This window comes from Microbacterium sp. G2-16M, from assembly GCF_055809115.1.
This window is the reverse complement of the sequence record NZ_CM147897.1, coordinates 85,616-111,978: the sequence shown is the minus strand read 5'-3', so window position 1 is coordinate 111,978 and position 26,363 is coordinate 85,616. Positions and strand designations below refer to the sequence as shown.

General features: G+C 70.7%; 24 protein-coding genes. 5 read left to right on the top strand and 19 right to left on the bottom strand.

Annotated features, from left to right (window positions below):
- Nucleotides 1-99: 99 nt before the first annotated feature.
- From AC0L6F_RS00545 to murC, 6 genes are all read right to left on the bottom strand, one after another.
- Nucleotides 100-402 carry a YggT family protein gene (locus AC0L6F_RS00545; protein ID WP_473538810.1) on the bottom strand — a complete coding sequence of 101 codons (303 nt, stop codon included), beginning with the start codon at nt 400-402 and terminating at the stop codon, nt 100-102.
- 5 nt (nt 403-407) lie between these two features.
- A complete protein-coding gene (locus AC0L6F_RS00540) occupies nt 408-875 on the bottom strand; it encodes a cell division protein SepF (RefSeq protein WP_274635788.1) in 468 nt (155 codons plus the stop codon).
- A 31-nt stretch (nt 876-906) separates the two neighbouring features.
- Nucleotides 907-1,590, bottom strand: a complete 684-nt coding sequence (locus AC0L6F_RS00535; RefSeq protein WP_274635789.1) for a YggS family pyridoxal phosphate-dependent enzyme — start codon at nt 1,588-1,590, stop codon at nt 907-909.
- Nucleotides 1,591-2,751: a cell division protein FtsZ gene (gene ftsZ / locus AC0L6F_RS00530; protein WP_473538808.1), complete on the bottom strand. Its 1,161-nt coding sequence runs from the start codon at nt 2,749-2,751 to the stop codon at nt 1,591-1,593. It lies immediately after the preceding gene.
- A 191-nt stretch (nt 2,752-2,942) separates the two neighbouring features.
- Nucleotides 2,943-4,073 (bottom strand): cell division protein FtsQ/DivIB, encoded by a 1,131-nt coding sequence (locus tag AC0L6F_RS00525; protein WP_473538807.1) that lies wholly within the window; start codon nt 4,071-4,073, stop codon nt 2,943-2,945.
- A 3-nt stretch (nt 4,074-4,076) separates the two neighbouring features.
- A complete protein-coding gene (gene murC, locus AC0L6F_RS00520; protein WP_473538806.1) occupies nt 4,077-5,489 on the bottom strand; it encodes a UDP-N-acetylmuramate--L-alanine ligase in 1,413 nt (470 codons plus the stop codon).
- A gap of 319 nt (nt 5,490-5,808) precedes the next feature.
- Here murC and AC0L6F_RS00515 point away from each other — a divergent pair, with 319 nt between their 5' ends.
- Complete coding sequence (locus AC0L6F_RS00515) at nt 5,809-6,168, top strand: GntR family transcriptional regulator (protein ID WP_473538805.1); 360 nt, start codon at nt 5,809-5,811, stop codon at nt 6,166-6,168.
- 126 nt (nt 6,169-6,294) lie between these two features.
- Here AC0L6F_RS00515 and AC0L6F_RS00510 read toward each other — a convergent pair whose 3' ends face one another.
- The 10 genes from AC0L6F_RS00510 to AC0L6F_RS00465 form a co-directional block, all read right to left on the bottom strand.
- On the bottom strand, nt 6,295-7,371 hold the full coding sequence (locus AC0L6F_RS00510; RefSeq protein ID WP_473538804.1) for a UDP-N-acetylglucosamine--N-acetylmuramyl-(pentapeptide) pyrophosphoryl-undecaprenol N-acetylglucosamine transferase: 1,077 nt from the start codon (nt 7,369-7,371) through the stop codon (nt 6,295-6,297).
- Nucleotides 7,372-7,445: 74 nt separating this feature from the next.
- The gene (ftsW, locus tag AC0L6F_RS00505) at nt 7,446-8,657 is read right to left on the bottom strand and encodes a putative lipid II flippase FtsW (protein WP_259611757.1); all 1,212 of its coding nucleotides are present in this window, start codon (nt 8,655-8,657) and stop codon (nt 7,446-7,448) included.
- A complete protein-coding gene (murD, locus tag AC0L6F_RS00500) occupies nt 8,617-10,173 on the bottom strand; it encodes a UDP-N-acetylmuramoyl-L-alanine--D-glutamate ligase (protein WP_473538803.1) in 1,557 nt (518 codons plus the stop codon). The genes ftsW and murD overlap by 41 nt, the downstream gene beginning before the upstream one ends.
- Complete coding sequence (mraY, locus tag AC0L6F_RS00495) at nt 10,155-11,264, bottom strand: phospho-N-acetylmuramoyl-pentapeptide-transferase (RefSeq protein ID WP_259611756.1); 1,110 nt, start codon at nt 11,262-11,264, stop codon at nt 10,155-10,157. Before mraY ends, murD begins: the two co-directional genes overlap by 19 nt.
- Entirely contained in the window at nt 11,261-12,673 is a 1,413-nt protein-coding gene (locus AC0L6F_RS00490; RefSeq protein WP_473538802.1) for a UDP-N-acetylmuramoyl-tripeptide--D-alanyl-D-alanine ligase, read from the bottom strand. Before AC0L6F_RS00490 ends, mraY begins: the two co-directional genes overlap by 4 nt.
- A gap of 15 nt (nt 12,674-12,688) precedes the next feature.
- Nucleotides 12,689-14,464 (bottom strand): peptidoglycan D,D-transpeptidase FtsI family protein, encoded by a 1,776-nt coding sequence (locus AC0L6F_RS00485; RefSeq protein WP_473538801.1) that lies wholly within the window; start codon nt 14,462-14,464, stop codon nt 12,689-12,691.
- A gap of 4 nt (nt 14,465-14,468) precedes the next feature.
- The gene (gene ftsL / locus AC0L6F_RS00480) at nt 14,469-15,041 is read right to left on the bottom strand and encodes a cell division protein FtsL (RefSeq protein ID WP_274635798.1); all 573 of its coding nucleotides are present in this window, start codon (nt 15,039-15,041) and stop codon (nt 14,469-14,471) included.
- Nucleotides 15,038-15,997 carry a 16S rRNA (cytosine(1402)-N(4))-methyltransferase RsmH gene (rsmH, locus tag AC0L6F_RS00475; protein WP_274635799.1) on the bottom strand — a complete coding sequence of 320 codons (960 nt, stop codon included), beginning with the start codon at nt 15,995-15,997 and terminating at the stop codon, nt 15,038-15,040. Before rsmH ends, ftsL begins: the two co-directional genes overlap by 4 nt.
- Before the next feature lie 102 nt (nt 15,998-16,099).
- Complete coding sequence (gene mraZ, locus AC0L6F_RS00470) at nt 16,100-16,531, bottom strand: division/cell wall cluster transcriptional repressor MraZ (RefSeq protein WP_259611754.1); 432 nt, start codon at nt 16,529-16,531, stop codon at nt 16,100-16,102.
- A gap of 198 nt (nt 16,532-16,729) precedes the next feature.
- Nucleotides 16,730-17,095: a DUF3040 domain-containing protein gene (locus AC0L6F_RS00465; protein WP_259611753.1), complete on the bottom strand. Its 366-nt coding sequence runs from the start codon at nt 17,093-17,095 to the stop codon at nt 16,730-16,732.
- 65 nt (nt 17,096-17,160) lie between these two features.
- Between AC0L6F_RS00465 and AC0L6F_RS00460 the strand changes: the two genes are divergently transcribed.
- Entirely contained in the window at nt 17,161-18,258 is a 1,098-nt protein-coding gene (locus AC0L6F_RS00460) for a polyprenyl synthetase family protein (protein WP_473538799.1), read from the top strand.
- Between the two features lie 7 nt (nt 18,259-18,265).
- Here AC0L6F_RS00460 and AC0L6F_RS00455 read toward each other — a convergent pair whose 3' ends face one another.
- The gene (locus tag AC0L6F_RS00455) at nt 18,266-18,616 is read right to left on the bottom strand and encodes an Rv2175c family DNA-binding protein (protein ID WP_259611750.1); all 351 of its coding nucleotides are present in this window, start codon (nt 18,614-18,616) and stop codon (nt 18,266-18,268) included.
- A 129-nt stretch (nt 18,617-18,745) separates the two neighbouring features.
- On the opposite strand from AC0L6F_RS00455, the gene AC0L6F_RS00450 reads away from it, so the two are divergent.
- Together AC0L6F_RS00450 and pknB are read left to right on the top strand one after the other, a co-directional pair.
- On the top strand, nt 18,746-20,110 hold the full coding sequence (locus AC0L6F_RS00450; protein ID WP_473538798.1) for a LysM peptidoglycan-binding domain-containing protein: 1,365 nt from the start codon (nt 18,746-18,748) through the stop codon (nt 20,108-20,110).
- Nucleotides 20,111-20,191: 81 nt separating this feature from the next.
- Nucleotides 20,192-22,129: a Stk1 family PASTA domain-containing Ser/Thr kinase gene (pknB, locus tag AC0L6F_RS00445; RefSeq protein WP_473538797.1), complete on the top strand. Its 1,938-nt coding sequence runs from the start codon at nt 20,192-20,194 to the stop codon at nt 22,127-22,129.
- A 19-nt stretch (nt 22,130-22,148) separates the two neighbouring features.
- Here pknB and AC0L6F_RS00440 read toward each other — a convergent pair whose 3' ends face one another.
- Nucleotides 22,149-23,486: a class II 3-deoxy-7-phosphoheptulonate synthase gene (locus AC0L6F_RS00440; protein ID WP_473538796.1), complete on the bottom strand. Its 1,338-nt coding sequence runs from the start codon at nt 23,484-23,486 to the stop codon at nt 22,149-22,151.
- A 26-nt stretch (nt 23,487-23,512) separates the two neighbouring features.
- Nucleotides 23,513-24,205 (bottom strand): lysophospholipid acyltransferase family protein, encoded by a 693-nt coding sequence (locus AC0L6F_RS00435; RefSeq protein ID WP_274635804.1) that lies wholly within the window; start codon nt 24,203-24,205, stop codon nt 23,513-23,515.
- 140 nt (nt 24,206-24,345) lie between these two features.
- Between AC0L6F_RS00435 and AC0L6F_RS00430 the strand changes: the two genes are divergently transcribed.
- Nucleotides 24,346-26,178: an AMP-dependent synthetase/ligase gene (locus AC0L6F_RS00430; protein ID WP_473538795.1), complete on the top strand. Its 1,833-nt coding sequence runs from the start codon at nt 24,346-24,348 to the stop codon at nt 26,176-26,178.
- The last annotated feature ends 185 nt before the right edge of the window (nt 26,179-26,363 follow it).

Below are 26,363 nucleotides of genomic sequence, written 5' to 3'. Positions count from 1 at the left end.
GCCGATGTCAGGATAACCGGCGTTGTCGACCGGTCGTACCAGGAAAGCATAGCCGCCGTGCTCTCGCCGTGCGAGGTCGGCGGGGGCGCGCCGCGGCCGTCACACCACCATCAGGACCCGGGTGATGGACAGCAGCACGAAGCAGGCCAGGAGCACGATGGTGAACGCGAAGTCGATCGCGACCGGTCCGATCCGCACCGGTTTGAGGAAGCGACGCAGGAATCGGATGGGCGGGTCGGTGACCGTGTAGACGACTTCGGCGACGATCAGCCACGGTCCGGTCGGGCGCCATCCACGGTTGAAAATCGGGATGTAATCCAGGACCATCCGGGCGAGCAGCACGAGGACATACAGCAGGAGGATCCCGTTCAGGATCGTCGCGACGAGGTGGACTGCTCCCACGTCGGCTAGGACTGCGCGAAGGGCGTCACTTCGGGATCCGCCTGGGCGACAGTCCCGTCACCGGAGAGCGCGACGTTCTCCGGCGAGAGCAGGAACACCTTGCTGGTGACGCGCTCGATGCGCCCGTACAGGCCGAGCGACAGTCCGCTGGCGAAGTCGACCAGTCGACGTGCGTCGGCGTCGCTCATCTGCGACAGGTTGATGATCACCGGGATGCCCTCGCGGAAGTTCTCGGCGATCAGCTGCGCGTCGCGGTACTGCTTGGGGTGCACCGTGAGGATCTCGCTGACCACGCTCGGCGCGGGCTGACGCACGACCGCCGGACGGTGGATGGGCGTCACGGGAGCCGCCGGCTTCTCGACGCTCTTCGAGGAGCTGCGGGCGGCCGGCTGGTGCACGGGCTCGTCCTCGTAGATCTCTTCCTCATCGGCCAGGCCCAGGTACACCATGGTCTTCTTGAGCGGGTTCGACATCGCATCCTCCGTTTGCTCGTCTGATTCGAGGCTAATTGCGCGTGGGGCGCTGACCCGTGATTGCCGTGCCGATCCGCAGGTGTGTCGCGCCTGCGGCGATCGCCTCGGCGAAGTCCGCGGTCATGCCCGCCGAGATCCAGTCGGCGTCCGGGACCACCGTGCGCACCCGGTCGGCGTAGCCGGCCAGACGTTCGAACGCGGCCGCCGGCGCTTCGTCGAGGGGCGCGACCGCCATGACCCCGCGCACGCGCAGGGTGCGGCATCCCGCCACGTGCGCGGCCAGTCGCTCGATCTCGGCCGGCGTCGCCCCGCCGCGGTCGGGGTCGTCGGTCAGGTTGATCTGCAGCAGCACATCGAGGGTGTCCGCGCCCTCGCCGGCGTGCTCGAGCGCATCGGCGAGCCGATCGCGATCGACGGAATGCACGACGGATGCTGCGGCCCGGATGGCGCGGGCCTTCTTGGTCTGCGCCTGGCCGATGAAGTGCCAGCGCAGGTCGGTGAGCGCGGTGAGCTCGCCGGCCTTGGCCGTCAGCTCCTGCTGGCGGTTCTCGCCGACATCCCGGACTCCGAGGCGGTGCAGGTCGGCGACCAGCGACGCCGGGTGGAACTTGGTGACCACGATCCGGGTGATGGTGGACGGATCCCGCCCCGCCGCCCGCGCCGCATCCGCGATGCGCGCGTCGACGTCGGCCAGCCGCGAGGCGAGATCGTCCACTTACTTCAGGAAGTCCGGGATGTCCAGGTCGTCCTCGCCGAACGCCGAGTCGAATCCGGACTCGGCGACGACCGGCACCGGGATGCCGGCGACCTTCTCCTCTTCGGCGTCGACGTCCGGGGCACGCACCGCGGCCTCTTCGGCCGGGGTCGTCGGCAGCGCCGGGGCGCCGGCCGACCGGGACGTGACCATCGGCTCGATCCGCTGCATCGGCTCGCCGCCGTCGAAGCCGGCAGCGATCACGGTGACCCGCACCTCGTCGCCGAGCGTGTCGTCGATGACGGTGCCGAAGATGATGTTCGCCTCGGGGTGGGCCGCCTCCTTGACCAGCTGCGCGGCGTCGTTGATCTCGAAGATGCCCAGGTTGGACCCGCCCTGGATCGACAGCAGCACGCCGTGCGCGCCCTCGATCGATGCCTCCAGCAGTGGCGATTCGACCGCCAGTTCGGCGGCCTTGATCGCCCGGTCGGCTCCGCGAGCGGAGCCGATGCCCATCAGCGCGGATCCGGCGCCCTGCATCACCGACTTGACGTCGGCGAAGTCGAGGTTGATCAGGCCGGGGGTCGTGATCAGATCGGTGATGCCCTGCACGCCGGCCAGGAGCACCTGGTCGGCCGTCGCGAACGCCTCGATCATCGAGATGCCGCGGTCGCTGATCTCCAGCAGCCGATCGTTCGGCACGACGATGAGGGTGTCGACCTCTTCCTTCAGCTTGCCCACGCCGGTCTCGGCCTGGCTCTGCCGGCGACGTCCTTCGAACGAGAACGGCTTGGTGACCACGCCGATCGTCAGCGCCCCGATCGACTTCGCGATCTTCGCGACCACGGGGGCGCCGCCGGTGCCGGTGCCGCCGCCCTCGCCGGCGGTCACGAAGACCATGTCGGCGCCCGCGAGCGCTTCCTCGATCTCCTCCGCGTGATCCTCGGCGGCACGCCGGCCCACCTCGGGGTCGGCCCCCGCGCCGAGTCCGCGGGTGAGTTCGCGTCCGACGTCGAGTTTGACGTCGGCGTCGCTCATCAGCAGCGCCTGCGCGTCGGTGTTGATGGCGATGAACTCGACGCCGCGCAGCCCCAGTTCGATCATGCGGTTCACGGCGTTCACACCGCCGCCGCCGACCCCGACCACCTTGATCACTGCGAGGTAGTTCTGGTTCTGGCTCATTCCGGCCTCCGTCTCGTTCCGAACCAAGCTCTTAAACCTTCAACTTCATCTAGAAGTTTAAAGAATTGCCCGGTATGCAATTCCTGAGACTGAAGCTACGTGGCCGAGGGCGCGCAGCCCGCAACCCGCTGGGCGTGTCGTGCAAGTCGCGACGGATTCACCGGTTCCCGGCATCCAGGTGACGGCCCGGGTCAGCGGACGACGACCGCGCGCGGCGATGAGACGTCGTAGAACGACGTCTTCGATGCGGGCTTGCCCTTCATCAGCTTCTGCAGGACCAGCGCCTTCATCGCGGAGTCGTCGGCGCTGCCCCACCGGATCTTGCTGCCGGTGCCGCCGAGGGTGAGCGTGACGTCGTCCGGGGTGGTGGCCGTGACGGCCGTCACCTTCGTGCGGATGCTCGCCGGCAGCGAGCGCACCACCTGGCCGGCGGCGCGGAACGCCTCGGACGTGGTCCCGGCGCCCACTGTGATCGTGGGCTGGCCCTTGGGCGCCGTGGCGGTGGTCGCCAGGGCGACGCCGGCCGCGTCGACCAGCGTGTAGCCGGCCGGGCCCTTGATCACCCCGACCGGTGCGCGTTCGACGATCCGGACCACGAGCTCGTGCGGCGGGCGCGCCTCGAGCGAATACGACTGCACGAGGGGGAAGGCGACCAGCGCCGCCTTGACCTCGCCGGCGTCGACGGACGGCAGCGGCGTTCCGAGCTGGCCGCTCAGCGCGTGCTCGACCTCACCGGCGTCCAGGCTTCGGGTGCCCACGACGTTGATCGTCTCCACCGCGAACAGGGGGCTGTACGCGGCGCCGAACGACCCCGCCACCAGCAGGACGATCGCGGCCGCCACGGTGATCCAGATCGTGCGCCGCCGGCGCTGCTGCACGGTGAACCGGCGCATCTCGGCGCGCAGCGCCCGGCGCCGTGCCCGGGCCGCCTTCCACACATCCCGGACGCCGACGTCCCCGTCCGGATCCGCGCCGGCGGATGTCGCGCGGCCGGATGCGATGGGGTCGGATGCGGCGGGATCGGATGCGGTCGGGTCGGATGCGGTCGGGTCGGACGCCGTGGGACGGGATGCGGCGGGCCCGGCGACCGGCGGGGACGAGGCATCCGATGCCGACGCGTCGCTGCGGGCGTCGGCCAACGGGATCACCGGAGCGGCGCGGTGCCGGTCGGACGGATCGACGGCGGTCCGCTCGAGACGCTCCGACGCGGGCGACGCGGGATCGATGGCGGACGGAGCGGACGGACTCCGGTCGGCGGACCGCTTCGGCTCGCGCGGTCGCTCCGCGCGGGGCGCGGCGGGCAGCGGAGAGGGCCGGCGCACGGGCTACTCCCCCGCGACCCGTTCCGTGCCGCGCGCCAGCGCGTCCAGGACCTGCGGGATGATCTGGTACACGTTCCCGCAGCCGAGCGTCACGATGTAGTCGCCGTCCCGCGCGACCGAGGCGGTGTAGTCCGCGGCATCCTGCCAGTCGGCGACGTAGTGCACGTGCGCCGGGTCGGCGAAGTCGTCGCTGACCAGCCGGCCGGTGACACCGGGGATCGGATCCTCGCGCGCGCCGTAGACGTCGAGCACGACGGTGTGATCGGCGTGGGACTCGAGCACGTGGGCGAACTCGCGGTGCATCTGCTGCGTGCGCGAATACGTGTGCGGCTGGTGCAGGGCGATGATCCGCCCGTTCCCGACGACCGTGCGGGCGGCCGCGAGCGCGGCGGCGACCTCGGTGGGGTGGTGGGCATAGTCGTCGTACACGCTGACGCCGCGCTGGACGCCGTGCAGTTCGAAGCGGCGGACGGTGCCGGTGAAGTGCTCGACCGCCCGGACCGCGGCATCCAGTCCGTAACCCAGGGTGAGCAGCACGGCGACCGCGCCGGCCGCGTTGACCGCGTTGTGCGCACCCGGGACCGCCAGCCGTGCGTCCACGGTGGTGCCGGCATGGGTCAGGGTGAACGCGACCGGGCCCTCGGCGCGGACGGCGCTCAGCCGAACATCGGCGTCGGCGGCAAGGCCGAAGGTGATCACGTTCGGGTGCGCGATCTCGGCCGCGACCCGGCGCGCGCCCGCGTCATCCGCCGAGATCACGACCGCCTCGCGCGCACGGTTCGCGAACTCGGCGAACGCGGCGTAGAACGCCTCGTCGGTGCCGTAGTGGTCCAGGTGGTCGGGGTCGACGTTCGTGACCAGGGCGATCGCGGTGTCGTAGATCAGGAACGTGCCGTCGGACTCGTCCGCCTCGATCACGACGAGGTCATCCGATCCGGTGCCGCTGGAGGACCCGAGACCGGCGATCACGCCTCCGTTGACGAACGTGGGGTCGGCGTCCAGCTCCTGCAGGGCGGTGACGATCATGCCGGTCGAGGTGGTCTTGCCATGGGCGCCGGCGACCGAGACCAGGCGGCGCCCGCCGATCAGCCAGTGCAGCGCCTGGGAGCGGTGGATGACGGCGAGGCCGCGCTCCCTGCCCGCCACGTACTCCGGGTTGGTCGGCCAGATCGCGCCGGTGTGGATGACCGTGTCGGCGTCGCCGAGGTGGGCGGCGTCGTGGCCGATGTGCACGTCGGCGCCGAGTGCGGCCAGCGCCCGCAGGTTCGCGCTGTCGGCGCGGTCCGAGCCCGAGACCCGGATCCCGGCCTCCAGGAACATCCGCGCGAGCCCCGACATCCCCGAGCCGCCGACGCCGATGAAGTGCGCGGAGCGGATGTGCTCGGGGACGGGAAGGCTCAAGTCGGGTCTGATCATGTCGGCTCCCATCCTAAGTTGGCGGCCCGATGGCGCCGGCCTCGGCGCGCTGGGAGGTCCCTGGGCACCGGGTGGCGTCCGCGTAGCGGGTCACGTCGCGCACCCAGGGCCTTCGCCCGGCTCGCGCTGCCGTTTCCGGCATCCGCGCCCGAACCTTTCATGCGCGGATGCCGGAAACGGGCGCGCGAGCAATGCACCCGGCGGATCTGTATTGACACGTTCACACAATCGCTGGTACACATGTCGCGTTCCCCATCCGACTCCGCTCGCGTGTCGGCCGCCGCCGCGCCGACCGCGTCCGACGTGCAGCGAGAGCGCCATGATCACCATCGATCCCACCAGCCCGACCCCGCCGTTCGAGCAGCTGCGTGCATGGGTGGTCGAGGCCGTCGCCACCGGCGAGCTCGCGCCCGGCGAACGGCTCCCCACGGTGCGCCGGCTGGCCGAGGACCTCGGCCTCGCAGCGGGAACGGTCGCCCGCGCGTACCGCGAGCTCGAGACATCCGGCGTCATCGAGACCCGCGGACGCGCCGGCACCTTCGTGACCTTGGATCGCGACCCGGTGCGGCAGCAGGCTCAGCGCGCGGCGGCTGCGTTCGCCGAGCAGGTCCGCGGACTCGGACTGGCCGCCGACGAGGCGCTCGCGATCGCCGCGGCAGCTCTGCGCGCGGGTGCGTGAGAGCCGGCTGTGCAGAACTCCGGAGATCGGGCGCCCGAGTCCGCGCCGTCTCGCGAGATTCCGCGGCGTTCGCCCGCGCGAGTGCACGGATCTCCGGAGTTCTGATCGCCCGGGCCGTGAACGGCGTCAGGCGCGGCCGAGCGCCCGGTCGATCAGGGCGATGACGTTCGCGGTGCCGGTGCGGGTGCCGACGGATGCCGCGGCCCGCCGCATCGCATCGATCCGGTCGGCATCGTCCAGCAGCGGCACGATCTCGGACCGCACCCGCTCGGCGGTGAACTCGCCGTCCGGGATGGTGCGCGCGGCTCCCGCGCGCACGCTGGAGGCGGCGTTCAGCGCCTGCTCTCCGTTGCCGGCGGCGTACGGCACGTAGACGGCCGGGATGCCGAGGGCGCTGATCTCGCTGACCGTGGCCGCCCCGGACCGCGACACGATCAGGTCGGCGGCGGCGAATGCGAGGTCCATCCGGTCGACGTACCGGCGCAGCGAGTATCCGGGAACCTCGGGGTCGGGCAGGGCGCTGCGCTCACCGGTGACGTGGACCAACTGCCAGCCCGCGTCCAGGACGTCGCGCCATGATCCGGCGAACGCCTCGTTCAGCCGCTGCGCTCCCAGCGACCCGCCGAACACGAGCAGCGTGGGCTTGTCGGCATCGAGGTCGAAGAAGGCGGATGCCTCGGCCCGGGCGGCCGCGGCATCCAGGTCGACGATCTCGCGCCGCAGGGGCATGCCGACCACGTCGCCGCCGCGCAGCCGGGTGCCCTCGAACGCGACCCCGACCGCGGCGGCGCGCCGGGCGCCCAGCACGTTCGCCAGGCCCGGCTTCGCATTCGCCTCGTGCACGACGAACGGCACCCTCTCGCGCCGCGCGGCCAGGTACGCGGGCGCGGCGGCGTAGCCGCCGAAGCCGACGACGACGTCCACGGTGCGCTCCCGGATGTGCGCGCGGACCTGCCCGACGGCCCGACGGAGCCGTGCCGGGAACGCGGCGGCGGCCCGGTTCGGCCGACGCGGGAACGGCACCTTGTCGACGAACAGCAGCTCGTACCCGCGCTCGGGCACCAGCCGCGCCTCGAGTCCCTCGCGGGTGCCGAGCACCAGGATGTCGGCGTCCGGCTCACGCTCACGCAGACCGTCGGCGACCGCGAGCAGCGGATTCACATGCCCGGCGGTGCCGCCGCCGGCCAGGAGGTACGTCGTCACCCATCGACCCTAACCGGTGCCGCCGCCGGCCACCCGGAGCCCGGACCCCACCACCCGACGCCGACCGACCGGCGTCACCGACCGGCGGCGGTCGTGCGCGTCGGGATCGTCCGGGCGAACGAGAGGAGCACCCCGCAGGCGATCAGCACCGAGACCAGCGACGTGCCGCCCTGCGACATGAACGGCAGCGGGACGCCGAGCGCCGGGGCGAGCCGCAGCACGACCGCGACGTTCAGCAGCGCCTGGCCGACGATCCAGACGGTGATGGCACCGGCGACGATGCGCACGAACGGGTCGTCGGTCTTGCGGACGATGTGGAACGCGCCGACGGCGAACAGCGCGAACAGCAGGAGCACGACGCAGCATCCGATCATCCCCATCTCCTCGCCGACGATGGAGAAGATGTAGTCGCTGGAGGCGGCCGGCAGCCAGTCGTACTTCTGCTTCGAGTTGCCCAGGCCCAGGCCGAAGACGCCGCCGCTGGCCAGGCCCCAGATGCCGTGCAGCGGCTGATAGCAGGCGTTGTAGTAGTCGGTGCAGACCGGGTCGAGGAAGCTCATGATCCGGCCCATGCGGTTCGGACTGGTCACCGCGAACGCGACCAGCGCGCCGGCGGCGAGGATCAGCGGGATCACGAAGATGCGCAGCTTGACGCCGGAGAAGAACAGCGCGGCCAGCACCACCAGGACGAGGATGCTCACGGTGCCCAGGTCGTGCCCGGCCAGCACCGTGGCCATCACCGCGACCGAGACCGGCACGACCGGGATGAACACGTGCCGCCACAGCCCGAGCAGCGTCTGCTTGCGGAACAGGACGTAGCCCATCCACAGCGCCAGGGCGAGCTTGAGGAACTCCGAGGGCTGGGCCTGCAGGCCCGCGATCTTGATCCAGTTCGTGTTGCCGTCGTTGTCCACGCCCAGCGGCGTGAACACGAGCATCTGGAAGGCCGTCGCGCCGATCAGCACCGGCCACGCCATCCGCTTCCAGAACCCGATCGTGAACCGGCTGGCGATGAACATCAGCGGGATGCCGATGACGGCGAACACGGACTGCTTGATCAGCGACTCGTACGGCGCGTCGCCGTTCGCGGTGCCGACCGCCGAGGTGGCGGACAGGACCATCACCAGCCCGAAGCCGGTCAGCAGCAGTGCGGTCGAGGCGATCAGCAGGAACTCGCTGGGCACCGGCGCGAACACCTTGCCCAGCACGACGCGGGCGGTCAGCCCGGATCGGCGCGGTTCGGCGTCAGGCGCCCCCGCCGGAGGCCGGGTCGTCGTGCTCGTCATCGGCCCCCCTCGTGCTCAGCTCCCGCACCGCGGCGGCGAAGCGCTCGCCGCGGTCGGCGTAGGACGAGAACTGGTCGAACGACGCCGCGGCGGGGGCGAGCAGCACCACGTCCCCGTCACGCGCCACCCCGGCCGCGATCTGCACGACCCGCGCCATGACATCCTCAGTCTCACCGGGGTCGACCTCGATCACCGGGACCGACGGCGCGTGTCGCGCGAACGCCGCGACGATGGGGGCGCGATCCACGCCGATCACGACCGCCGTCTTCGCGGTGCTGCCGCGGCCGGCCACCAGTGCGGCGATGTCCACGCCCTTCAGCAGTCCCCCGACCACCCAGATCGCGCCCGGATAGGCGGCGAGCGAGGATGCCGCAGCGTGCGGATTCGTCGCCTTCGAGTCGTCGACCCAGGTCACACCGCCCGTGGTGGAGACCACCTCGATCCGGTGCGCGTCCAGCCGGAAGCCGCGCAGGGCTCCGCGCACGGCCGTCGGGTCCACGTCCAGCGATCGCGCGAGCGCCGCCGCGGCGAGCGCGTTGGCCACCACGTGCGGGGCGGCCAGCCCCTGCCGGGCGAGCTCGGCGACCGTGCCGAGTTCGAGGGCGCTGGTCCGGCGGGCGTCCAGGAACGCGCGATCGACGAGGATGCCCTCGACCAGCCCCAGGTCGCTGGGCCCGGGCACGTCCAGTCCGAAGCCGATGGCCCGCGCGCCCTCGACCACCTCGGCGTCTTCGACCATGTGCATGGTCGCGGCATCCGCCCGGTTGTACACGCACGCCACCCTGGTGTGGGCGTAGACGACGGCCTTCGCATCGCGGTACGCCTCGAACGAGCCGTGCCACTTGAGGTGGTCGGCGGCCAGGTTCAGGCACACGCTCGCGTGCGGCGACACCGGATCCGGCGAGTCGACCTGATGCGAGAGGTACCAGAGCTGATGGCTGGAGATCTCCACGACGAGCGCGTCGAAGCCGGCGGGGTCGCGCACGGCGTCCAGGACCGGGATGCCGATGTTCCCGCACGGCGCCGCGCGCAGGCCGCCGGCGACCAGCATCGCGGCGGTCATCTGCGTCGTGGTGGTCTTGCCGTTGGTCCCGGTGATCAGGATCCAGTCGGCCGGCGCGCCGTCGGGGCGGGTGACCTTGTCGCGCACGCGCCAGGCCAGCTCGACATCCCCCCACAGCGGGATGCCGGATGCCTGGGCCCACTGCACGAGCGGATGCTGCGGTGCGAACCCCGGCGACGCGACGACCACCTCGGGGGCGAATGAGATCAGCGCCGTCGGCACCTGGTCGAGCGGGCCGGTGTGCAGCGCCGCGCCGATCACCGGCAGCAGCCGCTCGTACTCGGGGGCGGCGTCCTCGGTGACCACCAGGACCTCCGCGCCGAGCTCGGCCAGCGTGTCGGCGACCGAGAAGCCGGTGACCGAGAGCCCGAGCACCGCGACCCGCAGCCCGGACCAGTCGGCGTACCAGCTGGTCAGGGATTCCGGCCGGCCGCTCATGTGCGGGAGAGCCATTCGACGTAGAACAGCCCGATGCCGGTGACCGCCAGCATCCCGGCGATGATCCACATCCGCACCACGATCGTGATCTCCTGCCAGCCGCGCATCTCCAGGTGATGGTGGAACGGGCTCATCAGGAACAGCCGCTTGCCTCGGCTCAGCTTGAAGTACAGCCGCTGCAGGATGACCGAGCCGGGGCCGATGATGAACGCGCCCGCCATCAGCACGGCCAGCAGCTCGGTGTGCGACAGGATGGACAGGGCCGCGATCACCCCGCCGATCGCCATGGACCCGGCATCCCCCATGAACACCTTGGCCTTGGGCGCGTTCCACCAGAGAAACCCGACCAGGGCGCTCACGAACGAGGCCGCGATGATGGTGAGATCCAGCGGGTCGCGCGTGGTGTAGCAGGCCGGCTGGTAGTTCGGCACCAGCGCCTGCCCGACGCAGGTCTGCTGGAACTGCCAGAACGTGGACAGGCTGATCGCGGCGATGGTGAAGATCCCGATGCCGGTGGCCAGCCCGTCCAGGCCATCGGTCACGTTCGTGCTGTTCGACCAGGCCACGCCGATGAACGTGATCCAGATCAGGTACAGGATCCACCCGACGACCACGCCCAGCGCGAACAGGTTCAGGACGGGGATGTCGCGGAACACCGAGACGTAGCCGGATGCCGGGGTCTGGTGGTACGCGTCGGGGAACTGCAGCGCGAGGATGCCGAAGGGCACGGTGACCGCCACCTGTCCGACGATCTTCCGCCAGCCGGTCAGGCCCAGGCTGCGCTGGCGGCGCACCTTCATGAAGTCGTCGATGAAGCCGACCGCGCCGAAGCCCACCATCATCCAGATGACCAGCAGACCCGAGATGGTGGGCGGGTTGTTCCCGACGAAGCAGCCGACGAGGTAGCCGACGATGGCCCCGACGATGAAGATCGTCCCGCCCATGGTCGTGGTGCCGCGCTTCGCGGAGTGGCTGGGGTTGTGGATGTCGTCCGGGGTGCGGATCACCTGGGCCCAGCCCCAGCGGCGGAACAGCCGCAGGAAGACCGGGGTGAGGAAGAGCGTGAAGGCCAGGGAGACCGCCGCCGCTGTCAGAAGGGATCTCACGAGAACGATTCTCCCAGACGATCGCCGAGGAACCGCAGTCCCGCCGAGTTGGACGACTTCACCAGCACCCGGTCGCCGTCGCGCAGCTCGGTGAGCAGATAGTCGTAGGCTTCGTCGGCCGTCGCGAACCAGACGGCCTCGTCATCCCACGACCCCTCGCCGACGGCGGCCAGGAACAGCCGCCGGGCGTCGGCGCCGATCACGACGATGCGCTGGATGCGCAGCCGGACGGCGAGCTCGCCGATGCGGTCGTGCTCCTCGCCGGCGTACTCCCCCAGCTCGCTCATCGCGCCGAGTACCGCGACGGTGCGCTCGCCGGGGCCGGTGATCTGGGCGAGCGTGCGCAGCGCGGCCGCCATCGAATCGGGGCTGGCGTTGTACGCGTCGTTGATGATGCGCACCCGCTCGCTGCCCAGCGGCTGCATCCGCCACCGCTCCGCGAGCTCGACCGTCTCCAGCCGGGCCACGGCGTCGCCGGGGGCGACGCCCAGGGCGACCGCGGCCGCCAGGGCGGCCAGGGCGTTCATCACGTGGTGGGCGCCGAGCACCCGCAGTCGCAGCGGCAGGGTCGCGGTGTCCACGGTGACCAGGCACCGGGTGCCTGCGGCATCCGTCTCGATGTCGGCGGCGCGCACGTCCGCGTCCTCTCCGGTGCCGAACCACACGACCCGGATGCCGCGCTCGGCCGCGATCTGCGCCATCGACGCGACGCGCGCGTCGTCGCGGTTCAGGACGGCCAGTCCGCCCGGCCGGACGGCCCGGATGAGCTCGGACTTCGCCTTCACCGTGCCGTCGATCCCGCCGAACCCGCCGGCGTGGGCCATCCCGATCATCAGGACGATGCCGATGTCGGGTTCGACCAGACCGGCCAGGCGCGCGATCGCCCCCGGCCCGCTCGCGCCGAACTCGCTGACCAGATAGCGGGTGGACTCGGTGACGCGGAGCATCGTCAGCGGCGCGCCGACCTCGTTGTTGAACGAGGCGCGCGGTGCGACGGTCTCACCCTCGTCCTGCAGGATGCGGGCGAGCAGGTTCTTGGTCGTGGTCTTGCCGTTGGACCCGGTGATGCCGACGATGCGCAGATCGCCGCGCTCGCGCACGCGGGCGACCACCTCGCGGGCGAGGTCGGCCAGCGCCTGCACCGCGTCGGGGACGACGATCTGCGAGACCGGCGCGTCCACCGGGCGCTCGACGATCGCCAGGACGGCGCCGGCGGCGACCGCGGCGTCGACGAACAGGTGGCCGTCGGTGGCCTCGCCGGGCTTGGCGACGAAGATCCCGCCGGACCGGATCTGTCGGGAGTCGGTGTCGACGTCGCCGGCGACGACCGTCTGGTCGGTGTCGCCGTCGGCCGTGCGGAGTTCTCCGCCGATGGCATGGGCGATCTGGGCGAGGGTGAGAGCGATCATGGGTGCGGGTGCGAGTCAGCCGAACTTCGGCAGCATCGTCGGCTTGGTCGTGGAGGGCATCACCCGGTAGGTCTTCAGGACCTGGGTCATCGCCTTCTGGAAATAGGGCGCGTTGGCCGAAGACGACCTTACCTTAGTGGGCTCGTTCAGCGTGATCGCGACCAGATACTGCGGGTCGTCGGCGGGCGCGAAGCCGATCATCGTGGTGTAGTAGACGCCGCTCTTGTACCGGCCGTTCTCGGCGATCTGCCCGGTGCCGGTCTTGACCCCGATGCGGTAGCCGGGGATCTTGATCATGCTGCTGTAGGTGGCCTGCAGCGCGACGTTCTCCAGGATCTCGCGCATCTGCCCGGAGGTCTTCTCGCTGATCACCCGGGTCGGCTTGGGCTCGGTGGGGGCGACCACCGTGCCGTCGGCCTTCGTGCACGACTCCACCAGCTGCAGCGGCATCTTCACGCCGTCGTTGATGATCCCGTCGTAGGCGCCGAGCAGCTCGGGGATCGTGGTGGTCAGACCCTGCCCGTACGCGGTGTCGTAGAGCATCTGGTTGTCCCATTGGCCGACCGGGTGGACCAGCCCGTGCTGCTCGCCCATGAAGTGGACGGCGCTGCCGGATCCGATCCCGAACTTCTTCAGGTAGTCGTACCGCGTCTGCGCGCTCACCCGCTGGCTGAACACCGACGCCCCCGCGTTCGAAGAGTCCATCAGCACGCCGGCGAGGGTGTAGTCGTAGGTGGGGTGGGATGTCGCGTCGCGGACGACCGCGCCGTTCTTGAAGTGCACCGTGCTGGGCACCACAGCGGTGGACAGCGGCGTCTGCCCGCCGGCATCGATCAGGGTCGAGGCGGTGATGCCCTTGAACGTCGATCCGGGCTCGAACCGGCTGCCGAAGATGTGGCTGTTCAGGAAGGTGCCCGAGGCGGTGATGTTGTTGGGATCGACCGTGGGGTACTCCGCGGCAGCCTTGATCTTGCCGGTCTTCACCTCGAGCACGGTGGCGGTGGCGTATTGGGCGTGCATCTCCTGCTTGGCCTGCTTGGCCAGCTGGGTCATGTACCACTGCAGGTCGCGATCGATCGTGAGCGTGACGGTGCCGCCGTTGACCGCCGGCTTCTCGGTCTCGGTGCCCGGGATGATCACGCCGTCCTTGCCGGCCTGAAAGCTGAGGGTGCCGTCGGTCGGGGCCAGGCAGGAGTTCTCGGTCCCCTCCAGCCCGGCGAAGTCGCCGTCGCCGTACTCGTACCCGATCAGATTGCCCCCGACCGCGCCGTTGGGGTACGTGCGCGAGGGCTGGGCGGTGCAGCTGATGAAGTCGGCGCCCAGCTCGATCAGGGCGCGGTACTGCTCGGTGCTGAGCCTCTTCTTCAGCAGGGCGTACTGGGAGTGCGGGTCCGAGGTGAGGGCGTCCGACACGATCTGACGCACCTCGTCACCGGTCTGCCCGGTGATCTTCGCGATCTCGTCGGCCAGCTGCGGCCACGGGACCTTGACCTTCTCGCCGTCCGCGGTCTGCCGGGTGATGGTTCGCACGTTCACCGGGGTGAACTGGCAGTCGTAGGTGAGCACGCTGGTGGCCAGGGGCTGGCCGGCCGCGTCCACGATCGAGCCGCGGGTGCCGGTGAGCTTCTGCTCCACGCCGAGTCCGTGCGACATCGCGTTGGAGATGTTCTCCTGCGCGTTGACGACCTGGATGTCGATGAGGCGCACCACGAAGGCGCTGAGGACGGCGAGGACGACGACGAGCGCGACCACGGTGCGGCGGCGGGGGCTTCGGGTGCTTCGGCTCGTCATGGTCTCAGTGTGTGCGCACGCTGGGCAGTCCGTCGGTCACGGGCACGGGTGTCACCGATTCCGTGGTGGTCTTCGTCGCGTTCTTGGCTCCGTCGATGGTCGCGTCGGTGTCGGTCACCAGTGGGGTCTGGGCGATCAGCCGGTTGGCCACGGCACCCTGGCTCAGCGGGTTCACCGACGACCGGTTGGGCGCCGCCTTGCCCGCTCCGAGCAGCTTGCCGTCGCTCAGTCGCAGGTAGCTGGGCGATTCGTCGATGACCATGCCCAGCGCCGAGGCGTTCGCGGCGAGGTACTGCGGTGAGCTGAGGCCGGTGATCTCGTCGCCCAGGATCTGCTTCTCCCAGGTGAGCTGCCGCTGCTGCGAACTGAGCCGCGAGATCTCGTACGAGCTCTGCGTGTTCATCACCGACAGGACCATCTGCGCGCCGACGATCGACAGGGCGCCGGCGACCGCGACGAGGCCGTACATCAGCCGCGGGCGACGACGGCGCCGCGGCAGCTCTAGCGCGCGCAGGCGGTGCTGCGGCTCCGGGTCGCGGGACGGCAGCGACCGTGCGAGGGCGGCGTCGGTGCTCATGCCCTCTCCTTCCCGTCGGGTCGAAGGCGCTCGGCCGCGCGCAGCCGCACCGGCGTCGCGCGCGGGTTGCGCGCGCGTTCGGCGTCGGTCGCCAGCTCGGCGCCCTTGACGAGGGCACGGAATCGGGGGGCGTGCTCGGGCAGCTCGACCGGCAGGCCGGCCGGGGCGGTGGATGCCGATGCCTGTGCGATCGCCCGTTTGACCAGACGATCCTCCAGCGATTGATAGGCCAGGACGACGATGCGGCCGCCCACGGCGAGCGCGCCGAGCGCGGCCGGGATCGCCCGTTCGAGCGCGGCCAGTTCGCCGTTGACCTCGATCCGCAGCGCCTGGAACACCCGCTTGGCCGGGTGGCCGGCGCGCTGTGCCGCGGCGGGGGTGGCCGCGACCAGGATCTGCACGAGGCGACCGGAGCGCAGGATGGGCGTCTCCTGGCGCGCCGCGATGATCGCCCGAGCGTATCGACCGGCGAGCTTCTCCTCGCCGTACCGCTCGAAGATGCGGCGCAGGTCTCCCTCGCCGTAGGTGGCCAGCACATCGCCCGCGGTCATCCCGGTCGACTGGTCCATCCGCATGTCCAGGGGGGCGTCCTGTGCGTAGGCGAAGCCCCGGTCGGCCTCGTCCAGCTGCAGCGACGACACGCCGAGGTCGAAGAGGATGCCGTCCACGGCGCCCCGGTCGGCCACGGCATCCGCGATCTCGTCGTAGACGGCGTGCACGAGCGTGATCCGGTCTCGGAAGCGGGCCAGGCGCTCGCCGGCGATGCGCAGCGCGTCCTGGTCGCGGTCCAGGCCGATCAGGTGCAGCCGGCCAAAGCGCTCCAGGAACGCCTCGGCGTGGCCGCCCATGCCCAACGTCGCATCGACCATGACCGCGCCGTCGCGGTCGATGGCCGGCGCCAGCAGCTCGACGCAGCGGTCGAGCATGACAGGGGTGTGGATGTCGCGGATGTCCATGAGCAGAAGGGGTCCGGTTCCCGGATCCTGATCCCCATCCGCTCTACCTGACACCGGGGAAGGTGCGGCAGGGCGTGAGCGGCTGGGCATCACGAACAGGGATCAGAACAGTCCCGGAATCACCTCCTGCTCCATCTCGGCGTAGGTCGATTCGTTGTCCTCGGCGTAGGCGTTCCAGGCGTCGGCGTCCCAGATCTCGGCGTGGGCGCCGACGCCGGTGACGACCAGCTCCTTCTGCAGGCCGGCGTACGCGCGCAGCGGCGCCGGCAGGGTGACGCGATTCTGTCCGTCGGGCTGCTCGGCGCTCGCTCCGGACAGGAACATGCGCAGGAAGTCGCGCGCCTGCTTGTTGGTCAGGGGTGCCTCGCGGATGCGCTCGTGGATGCGCTCGAACTCCTCGGCCGCGAAGACGTAGAGGCAGCGCTCCTGGCCGCGGGTGATGACGACGCCTGCGCCCAGGTCGTCGCGGAACTTCGCCGGCAGGATGACCCGCCCCTTGTCGTCCAGCTTCGGGGTATGCGTTCCGAGCAACATCGCCGATCACCCCCCTTCGTCCGGCCCCCCGTGAGGTTGTCCGCCACTTTACTCCACTATCCTCCACTTCACCACCACCTGACGTGCGTTTCCTCCACCGGTCCTCCCCGAACGACGAAACCGCCTCCGGCGGAGGCGGTTCGCGGGCACAAAAAAACACCGACCCGAAGGTCGGTGTTCATCGACTGCCGATGGAGATCAGTGCCCTTGCTGGCGGCGATCCCAACGGTCGTTCATCCGGTCCATGAAGGATGCGGACGGTTTTCCGGATGCGGGGCGCCGGTTCTCGGTCTCGCCGCGGGCGATGCCGCGGGTCGGAGTGACGGCGAGCACGACCCCCGCGAGCATCACGACGAAGCCGAGAACGCCCAGGAAGACGAGCGGGACCGCGACGCCCGCGATCAGACCGCCGAGTCCGATCAGCACGAGCACCGTGCCGTAGACGATATTGCGGTAGCTGATGGACCGGCCGTCGCGCGATGTGTGCACGACGTCGGCATCGTTGTGCATGAGATGGCGTTCCATCTCATCGAGCAGACGCTGCTCTTGTTCGGAGAGTGGCATGCATCCCCCTCGGGTGAACCTGTTCCCACCAGTCTACTCGTGGCTCCGATCACTAGGCTAGGCCCGTGGCATCCTCCCCTGAGCTGATCGCGGCGCTTTCCCAGCAACTGGATGCCTTCTTCACATCGCAGCGCGCCGACACCGCCGAATTCGGTCCCGAAGCGGCGATGCTGATGGATGCCGCGGCCGACGCGGTGGCCGGGGGAAAGCGCCTGCGCGCCCAGTTCTGCCTGAGCGGATGGCAGGCGGTCGCCGAGGCCGGATCGACCGCGACCGCGACGCCGGATGCCGCGGTGATCACCGCGGCGGCGGCCCTGGAGGTCTTCCACGCCGCCGCGCTCGTGCACGACGACATCATCGACAACTCCGACACCCGCCGCGGGGGCCGCTCCGCGCACCGCCGGATCGAGTCGGCCCACCGCGACGCGGGATGGAGCGGGGACGCCGCCGCCTTCGGCCGGGCCGGCGGCATCCTTCTCGGCGACCTGCTGGTCGCCCTCAGCGACGACCTGTTCGAACAGGCGCTGCGCCCGGTCGCCGCGGATCGCGCGGGCGCCGCCCGCGCGCAGTACGCCCTGATGCGCCGCGATGTCACCATCGGCCAGTTCCTGGACGTCGCCGAGGAGTCCGCGCACGTCCGGGCCGCGGACGACGAGCACGCCCGACGCGCACTGCGGGTGGCATCCCTCAAGTCCGCGCGCTACAGCGTCGAACAGCCGCTGCTGATCGGCGGCCGGCTGGCGGGCGCCGAAGAGCAGCAGCTCCGCGCCCTGTCGGAGTTCGGGCATCCCGTCGGCATGGCCTTCCAGCTGCGCGACGACGTGCTCGGGGTGTTCGGCGACGAGCAGGTCACGGGCAAGCCGTCCGGCGACGACCTGCGCGAGGGCAAGCGCACTGTATTGATCGCGTACGCGCGCGAGGCGCTTCCCCTCGGCTCACGCCGCGTGATCGACGAGCTGGTCGGCGATCCGGACCTGGACGACGCGCAGATCGCGATGCTGCAGCGCACCATCCAGGACAGCGGCGCGCTGGAGCGGGTCGAGACGCTCATCGCCGACTACGTGCGCCGCGCCGACCGGGCGCTGTCCGGCGCCCGGCTGGGGAACGCGGCGGTCGGCCGCCTGCGCGATCTCGCCCGCGCCGCCGCGGTCCGCGCGGCCTGACCGGCGCTCAGGCCAGGGTGGCGGCGACGCGGCGCACTTCGCTCTTGCGTCCCTGACGCAGGGCGTCGATCGGTGGGACGCCGATGGTCTCCTCCGGCGCGAACAGCCAGTCGATGGCCTCGTCGTCGGTGAATCCGGCGTCGTGCAGCACGAACAGCGTCCCGCGCAGGGACGACAGCGGACGCCCCTCCACGACGAACGCGGCGGGGACCCGCAGCACGCCGTCGCGACGGACGGCCGCGAACTGGCGGTCGTCCAGCATTCGTCGCACGCGCCCGACGGTCTCGCCGACCGCCTCCGCCAGCTCGGGCAGGGTCAGCCATTCGATCGGAGCGGATGCTGCGTTCTCACCGGTCACCAGCCCACTATCTCACGCTCGATCGAGGACCACATCATTCACATAAGCCACAAGCATCCCTCCTATATCACCAGTTGACACGAATGCTCATCCGTGACACGGTGTCATGGTCACCGAGGGGGGAAACTCGTGCCGATCTCGCACAACTTCATTCGCCGCACATCCGCTGCGCTGCCCGCTGCCATCGTGGGGTCGCTCGCGCTCTCGCTGGTGGGCGCACCCGCGCACGCCGCCGAGCCGCAGAGCCGCGCACCGCTCGCGCCGAAGTCACCGGCCTCGGCGCTGCCGCCGGTCTCGCCCGCGGCGCTGCTGGCCCATGGCACGAGCGCGGCGGCCATCCTGGGCGCCGGTGCCGCCGCGATCGCGGCGCCCGCGCCGACGGCCCGGCGAGTGCCGGCGACATACCGGATCGTCCGCGGCGACACCGTCAGTGCCATCGCCGCACGCTACGGGCTGCGCACCGCCGACGTCCTCGCCTGGAACCGGCTGGGCTGGTCCACGGTCATCTACCCGGGCCAGGCGCTGCGCCTGAAGCCGCCGAGCGGCGCCGCGGCGGCGAAGGCGCCCGCGGCCAAGGCTCCCGCGAAGTCGACCGCGAAGCCGGCGGCGAAGGCCGCCCCGCGGGCCGCGACCACGGCGCGTGCGGGGGCCAGCTATACGGTCCGCTCCGGCGACACCGTCAGCGCGATCGCGCAGCGCCACGGCCAGTCGACCCAGGCGGTGCTGGCCGCGAACCGACTGCAGTGGTCCTCGATCATCTACCCGGGACAGAAGCTGGTGATTCCCGGGGCCGCCACGGCCGCGACATCCTCTCGGCCGGTGAAGACGGCCGCCAAGACACCGGTCAAGACCACGCCGAAGCCGGCGACGAAGGGTCCAGCCAAGGCGGCGCCCGCCTCCACGGGGTCCTCGGCCGTGACGGTCGCGCCCGGCGCGTCGTACGTGATCCGTGCGGGCGACACCATGTCGGCGGTCGCATCCCGGCATGGCGTCAGCGTCACCGCGCTGCTGCACGCCAACAACATGGACTGGAGCTCGATCGTCTACCCCGGGCAGAAGGTGAAGATCCCGACCAGCGGGATCGCCGGGCTCAGCACCGAGCAGGCGGCGAACGTGCGTCTGATCGTGCGGGTCGGCCGGCAGCTGGGCGTCTCGGACCGCGGTGTGGCGATCGCCCTCGGCACGGCGATGCAGGAGTCCGGTCTGCGCAACCTCGACTTCGGCGACCGCGATTCGCTCGGGCTGTTCCAGCAGCGGCCGAGCACCGGCTGGGGCACGGCCGCACAGGTGCGGAACGCCGAGCGCTCGATCCGCGCGTTCTTCGGCGGCCCGGGCGACCCGAACGGGTCGAAGACCCGCGGTCTGCTCGACATCCCCGGCTGGGAGAAGATGGCGTTCACCGAGGCCGCGCAGGCGGTGCAGATCTCGGCGTACCCGAACGCCTATGCGCAGTGGGAGAAGCCCGCGTACGCGTGGCTGAAGGCCGTCGGCTGAGGCTCCCGCCCCGCCGCACCGGTGCGCTCTGCAGGTGAGCCGCTCCCCGGGCTTGATGCCTCTCGTCCGTAGACTCGCAGGGTGAGCACGAGTCAGCAGGCCGACCCGCTGATCGGACGTCTGGTCGACGGCCGATACCGGGTGCGCGCGCGCATCGCGCGCGGCGGCATGGCGACCGTGTACGTCGCCACCGACCTGCGGCTGGAACGGCGGGTCGCGCTCAAGGTGATGCACAGCCATCTCAGCGACGACGCCGTGTTCCAGGGCCGGTTCATCCAAGAGGCGCGGGCGGCCGCCCGCCTGGCCGATCCGCACGTGGTGAACGTGTTCGATCAGGGCCAAGAGGGCGAGATGGCCTACATGGTCATGGAGTACCTGCCCGGCATCACGCTGCGCGAGCTGCTGCGCGAGCAGAGACGGCTCACGGTCCCGCAGACGGTCACGATCATGGACGCGGTGCTGTCCGGGCTGGCCGCGGCCCACCGCGCCGGCATCGTGCATCGCGACGTCAAGCCCGAGAACGTGCTGCTGGCCGAGGACGGGCGCATCAAGATCGGCGATTTCGGGCTGGCCCGCGCGACCACCGCGAACACCGCGAGCGGCCAGCTGCTGCTGGGCACGATCGCCTACCTCGCGCCCGAGCTCGTGACCCGCGGCACGGCGGATGCCCGCAGCGACATCTACGCGCTCGGGATCATGCTCTACGAGATGCTCACCGGCGAACAGCCGTACAAGGGCGAGCAGCCGATGCAGATCGCGTTCCAGCACGCCACCGACTCGGTGCCGCGCCCGAGCGCGAAGAACCCCGGCGTGCCCGAGCCGCTGGACGAGCTCGTCCTGTGGGCGACCGAGAAGGTCCCGGACGAGCGGCCGGTGGACGCAGACGAGATGCTGCGCCGACTGCGCGAGATCGAGCAGCAGCTGGGAATCGCGCCGCAGGTGCAGCGCACCCTGGCCGTCTCGGGTGCCGTGGCCACGGATCGGCTGGATTCGGATGAGGTCACCAAGGTCCTGCCGTCGGCGGTCGCGGCATCCGCGGCCCCTCCCGCCGAGGACGACGACAACGCCACCCGGCTGCGACGGCGCACCCGCAAGCGGCGTGCCGCCGGCATCTGGATGCTGGTGCTCGTGCTGCTGCTGGCCGGCGGCGCGGCCGGGGCCGGGTGGTGGTTCGGCTCGGGACCGGGGTCGCTGATCGCGGTGCCGGATGTCGCGGGCAAGACGTTCGCCCAGGCCGCGCAGCTCCTGCAGGAGGACTCGCTGACGGCCGTGCGCAAGAGCGAGACCAGCCTCGACGTCGAGAAGGGCACGGTGATCCGCACGCGGCCGGATCCGGGTACGCGGGTCGACAAGGACACCCGCGTCGACGTCGTGGTCTCGCTCGGGCCGGCCGAGGTGACGATCGGCACGCTCATCGGGAAGAAGGAGGGCGACGCGCGCTCCCAGCTCGCCGCGCAGCACGTGTCCGTCGACGACAAGAGCACCACGTTCTACACGGATCGCGCGAAGGACACAGTCGTCGGCACGCTCGTGCATCCCGCCGGCGGCGGCAAGGACATCGAGTGCGGCGAGGGCTGCACCGCGCACGAAGGCGACTCGGCGACGCTGTGGGTCTCGCTCGGCACGCTGCCGAGCGTCGTCGGGATGCCGGCGGACGACGCGGTCGCCACGCTGAAGGACGCCGGCATCTCGGTCTCATCCCAGAGCGAGGCGTACAGCGACGGCGTCGCGAAGGGCTCCGTGATCAGCATGGCCGCGCGCAGCCCGGCGGGATGGTGGCGCCCCGGCGACTCCACGACGCTCGTGGTCTCGAAGGGGCCGCAGCCCGTGGAGGTGCCGGATGTTGCGGGACAGAAGCTGTCCGACGCCATGGCCACGCTCAAGGCTGCACGGCTGAACCCTCAGTCGTCGATCCCCGAGGCGCTCTGGGGATTCTTCACTGCGACCGAGACCGACCCCGCCGCCCACACCTACCTGCTCCCTGGCTCGGACGTGAAGGTGAAGTCTTCGGGGTTCTGACGCGCCCCCGAGGCATCCCTTACCGCTGCTCGAGCTCCTGGGCGACCAGGAAAGCCAGTTCCAGGCTCTGCATGTGGTTCAGCCGCGGGTCGCACAGCGACTCGTACCGGGTGGCGAGGGTCGCCTCGTCGATGTGCTCCGACCCTCCCAGGCACTCGGTCACGTCGTCGCCGGTCAGCTCGACGTGGATGCCGCCGGGGAACGTGCCGACCGCCCGGTGCGCCTCGAAGAAGCCGCGCACCTCGTCGATCACGTCGTCGAAGCGGCGGGTCTTGTAGCCGGTCGGGGTGGTGATGCCGTTGCCGTGCATCGGGTCGGTGACCCACAGCGGCGTCGCGCCCGAGTCCTTGACCGCCTCCAGCAGCGGCGGGAGGGCGTCGCGGATCTTGCCCGCACCCATCCGCGTGATGAAGGTCAGCCGGCCCGGCTCGCGGTTCGGGTCGAGCTTGTCGATGAGCGCGAGCGCCGTGTCGGGGCTGGTCGTGGGGCCGAGCTTGACCCCGATCGGGTTGCGGATGCGCGAGAAGTAGTCGATGTGCGCGCCGTCCAGGTCGCGGGTGCGCTCCCCGATCCAGAGGAAGTGCGCCGAGGTGTTGTACGGCAGGCTCGTGCGCGAGTCGATCCGGGTCATCGGCCGCTCGTAGTCCATCAGCAGGCCCTCATGGCCGGTGTAGAACTCGACGCGCCGCAGCTCTTCGAAGTCGGCGCCCGCGGCCTGCATGAACTTGATCGCCCGGTCGATCTCGCCGGCGAGCCGCTCGTACCTCTGGTTGGCGGGGTTCTTCGCGAAGCCCTGATTCCAGCTGTGCACCTCGCGCAGGTCGGCGAACCCGCCCTGGGTGAACGCGCGGATGAGGTTCAGCGTGGCCGAGGCGGTGTGGTAGCCGCGCAGCAGGCGCTGCGGGTCCGGCGTGCGCGAGCCCTCGGTGAAGTCGTAGCCGTTGACGATGTCGCCCCGGTAGGCCGGCAGGGTCACGTCGCCGCGGGTCTCGTCCTCGCTGGAGCGCGGCTTGGCGAACTGGCCCGCCATGCGGCCCATCTTGATCACCGGCAGCGAGGCACCGTAGGTGAGGACCACGGCCATCTGCAGCACCGTCTTGATGCGGTTGCGGATCTTGTCGGCCGTGGCGCCGGCGAACGTCTCGGCGCAGTCTCCGCCCTGCAGCAGGAACGCCTCTCCCGCCGCTGCGCGGCCGAGCTTGTCGCGCAGCTGGTCGACCTCGCCGGCGAAGACGAGCGGCGGCATGGAGGCGATCTCGGCGGATGCCGCGGCCACCGCCTCGGGATCGTTCCACTGCGGCTGCTGCTTGATGGGAAGCGTGCGCCAGTGGTCCAGGTCGTCGAGGGGAAGCAGCATCCGCTCAGTCTACTGGGCGGCCTCGGTCATGCTCTCGCAGATGACGCCAGACGGTCCTTCACCGTCGAGGCGTAGACATCCTCGTATTCCTGCTGCCCGAGCCGCTGCAGCGCGACCATGATCTCGTCGACCACCGATCGCAGGATGTAGCGGTCGTTCTCCATGCCGGCGAAACGCGAGAAGTCCAGCGGCTCGCCGATCACGACCCCGATCCGCACGATGCGGGGCAGGCGCCGGCCGATCGGCATCATGGTGTCGGTGTCGACCATGATCACCGGCACGATCGGCACCTTGGCCTCCAGCGCCATCCGGGCGATGCCGGTGCGCCCGCGGTACAGCTTGCCGTCGGGGCTGCGCGTGCCCTCGGGGTAGATCCCCAGCAGTTCCCCGCGACCGAGCACCTGCAGCCCGGTGTTCAGCGAGGCCTCCGACGCCCGGCCGCCGGAGCGGTCGATCGGCAGCTGGCCGGTGCCCTTCATGAACACCCGGGTCGCCCAGCCGCGCAGGCCGCGGCCGGTGAAGTAGTCGCTCTTGGCCAGGAACGCGACGGGCCGGTCGACCATCAGAGGAAGGAAGACCGAGTCCGCGAACGAGAGGTGGTTGCTGGCGAGGATCGCCGCCCCGGAGGCCGGCACGTTGCGACGCCCCACGATCCAGGGCCGGAAGACGGCTTTGACCACCGGTCCGATGAACACGTACTTCATCAGCCAGTAGAACATGTCGCATCCCCTCCCCCGTGCACCGCTGCAGTCTATCGGCGGGGGCCGGCGGCGGTGCGGACCGGCGAGGCTGACCCCCGAGGCGGCCCGGATAGACTCGAAGCTCAGCAACCCGAACGGTACCGAAGGAGATGCCGAACATGGTCCCCGTCGAGTTTGACATACCCGCGCTCGTCCCTGCCGACCCGCAGGCCAACATCGCCGATCTGCTCGAAGAGCGGGTCAAGGCCACGCCCGACCTCGCACTGTTCGCGGTCCCCGACGGCGACGGGTGGCGGGATGTCTCGGCCACCCGGTTCCGCGCCGAGGTCATCGCCCTCGCCAAGGGACTGGTCGCGGCCGGCATCGAGCCCGGCGACAAGGTGGGCTTCATCGCCCGGACCACCTACGAGTGGACCCTCGTCGACTTCGCGCTGTTCTACGCCGGCGCGGTGATGGTGCCGATCTACGAGACCAGCTCGGCGGGGCAGATCCAGTGGAATCTGTCCGACTCCGGCGCCATCGCGTGCATCACCGAGCTCCCGGAGCACTCCGAGCGGCTCGCGGAGGCGCGCGGCGACCTCCCGCTGATCCGCAGCGCCTGGCAGATGCACGACGGCGCCCTGGACGCGCTGCGGACGCAGGGCACCGACATCCCGGATGCCGAGATCGAGCGCCGTCGGCAGCTGGCCGACGGCGACGACATCGCCACGCTGATCTACACCGCCGGGACGACCGGCCGCCCCAAGGGGTGCGTGCTCACGCACAGCAACTTCGTCGAGCTGGCGCGCAACTCCGCGCGGTCGCTGCACGAGGTGGTCGAGACCCCCGGCGCGTCCACCCTGCTGTTCATCACGACCGCGCACGTGTTCGCCCGGTTCATCTCGATCCTGGACGTGCACGCAGGGGTGAAGACGGGGCACCAGCCCGACACGAAGCAGCTGCTGCCGGCGCTCGGCTCGTTCAAGCCGACGTTCCTGCTGGCGGTGCCGCGGGTGTTCGAGAAGGTCTACAACTCCGCGGAGCAGAAGGCCGAGTCGGGTGGGAAGGGCAAGATCTTCCGCACCGCCGCGCGCACGGCGATCGAGCACTCGCGGCATGTGCAGGACGGCACGAAGGTCCCGTTCCTCCTCGGGCTGAAGTTCAAGGTGTTCGACCGGCTCGTGTACAGCACGCTGCGCACGGCCATGGGCGGCAACGTCGTCTACGCGATCTCGGGATCGGCGCCGCTCGGCGACCGGCTCGGCCACTTCTTCGCGAGCCTGGGCATCACCGTGCTCGAGGGGTACGGCCTGACCGAGACGACCGCCCCGGCCACCGTGAACCAGCCGTTGAAGACCAAGATCGGCACGGTCGGACCGGCGCTGCCCGGAGTGGGCGTGCGCATCGCCGACGACGGCGAGATCCAGGTGCGCGGCATCAACGTGTTCAAGGAGTACTGGCACAATCCCGAGGCGACCGCCGCCGCGTTCGAGGGCGACTGGTTCCGCACCGGCGACATCGGCGCGTTCGACGCGGACGGGTTCCTCACGATCACCGGGCGGAAGAAGGAGATCATCGTCACCGCGGGCGGCAAGAACGTCGCCCCGGCGTCGCTGGAGGATCCCATCCGGGCCAACCCGGTCGTCGGGCAGGTCGTGGTGGTGGGAGAGCAGCGCCCGTTCATCGCGGCGCTGATCACGCTGGACTCCGAGATGCTCCCGACCTGGCTCGGCAACAACGGCCTGTCTGCGGACATGTCGCTGGCGGATGCCGCTGCCCACCCGCAGGTGCGTGCCGAGGTGCAGCGGGCCATCGACGAGGCGAACAAGACCGTGTCGCGGGCGGAGTCCATCCGCAAGTTCACGATCCTGCCGACCGAGTGGACCGAGGCCAGCGGCCATCTCACCCCGAAGCTGAGCATCAAGCGGAACGTGATCATGGCGGACTTCGCCGCCGACGTGGACGAGATCTACAACGTCCCCGTCGCGACCACCAACACCTCCCTCAAGTAACGCGAAATCGTACGATCTGGCCGAGTGCACATCAAACTTGGCCGGGTTTGATGTGCAGTCGCGGGTTTGATGTGCAGTCGCGTGGCGGGGCGCTCCCCCGGGTGGGGCGCGCGGGCGCGGTGGCGGGCGCGGGCGCGGGCGCGGCGCGGCGGGGCGGGTCGGGCTCCAGCACGTCGGCCGCGCAC

Bases quoted from the DNA above. Each gene is read 5' to 3' on its own strand.
- AC0L6F_RS00490 (WP_473538802.1), bottom strand. From the start codon at position 12,673: ATGATCGCTCTCACCCTCGCCCAGATCGCCCATGCCATCGGCGGAGAA.
- murD (WP_473538803.1), bottom strand. From the start codon at position 10,173: ATGGCTCTCCCGCACATGAGCGGCCGGCCGGAATCCCTGACCAGCTGG.
- murC (WP_473538806.1), bottom strand. From the start codon at position 5,489: ATGATCAGACCCGACTTGAGCCTTCCCGTCCCCGAGCACATCCGCTCC.
- AC0L6F_RS00430 (WP_473538795.1), top strand. From the start codon at position 24,346: ATGGTCCCCGTCGAGTTTGACATACCCGCGCTCGTCCCTGCCGACCCG.
- ftsW (WP_259611757.1), bottom strand. From the start codon at position 8,657: ATGACGAGCACGACGACCCGGCCTCCGGCGGGGGCGCCTGACGCCGAA.
- ftsL (WP_274635798.1), bottom strand. From the start codon at position 15,041: ATGAGCACCGACGCCGCCCTCGCACGGTCGCTGCCGTCCCGCGACCCG.
- AC0L6F_RS00515 (WP_473538805.1), top strand. From the start codon at position 5,809: ATGATCACCATCGATCCCACCAGCCCGACCCCGCCGTTCGAGCAGCTG.
- AC0L6F_RS00540 (WP_274635788.1), bottom strand. From the start codon at position 875: ATGTCGAACCCGCTCAAGAAGACCATGGTGTACCTGGGCCTGGCCGAT.
- rsmH (WP_274635799.1), bottom strand. From the start codon at position 15,997: ATGGACATCCGCGACATCCACACCCCTGTCATGCTCGACCGCTGCGTC.
- AC0L6F_RS00435 (WP_274635804.1), bottom strand. From the start codon at position 24,205: ATGTTCTACTGGCTGATGAAGTACGTGTTCATCGGACCGGTGGTCAAA.
- mraZ (WP_259611754.1), bottom strand. From the start codon at position 16,531: ATGTTGCTCGGAACGCATACCCCGAAGCTGGACGACAAGGGGCGGGTC.
- AC0L6F_RS00440 (WP_473538796.1), bottom strand. From the start codon at position 23,486: ATGCTGCTTCCCCTCGACGACCTGGACCACTGGCGCACGCTTCCCATC.
- AC0L6F_RS00465 (WP_259611753.1), bottom strand. From the start codon at position 17,095: ATGCCACTCTCCGAACAAGAGCAGCGTCTGCTCGATGAGATGGAACGC.
- AC0L6F_RS00485 (WP_473538801.1), bottom strand. From the start codon at position 14,464: ATGACGAGCCGAAGCACCCGAAGCCCCCGCCGCCGCACCGTGGTCGCG.
- ftsZ (WP_473538808.1), bottom strand. From the start codon at position 2,751: ATGAGCCAGAACCAGAACTACCTCGCAGTGATCAAGGTGGTCGGGGTC.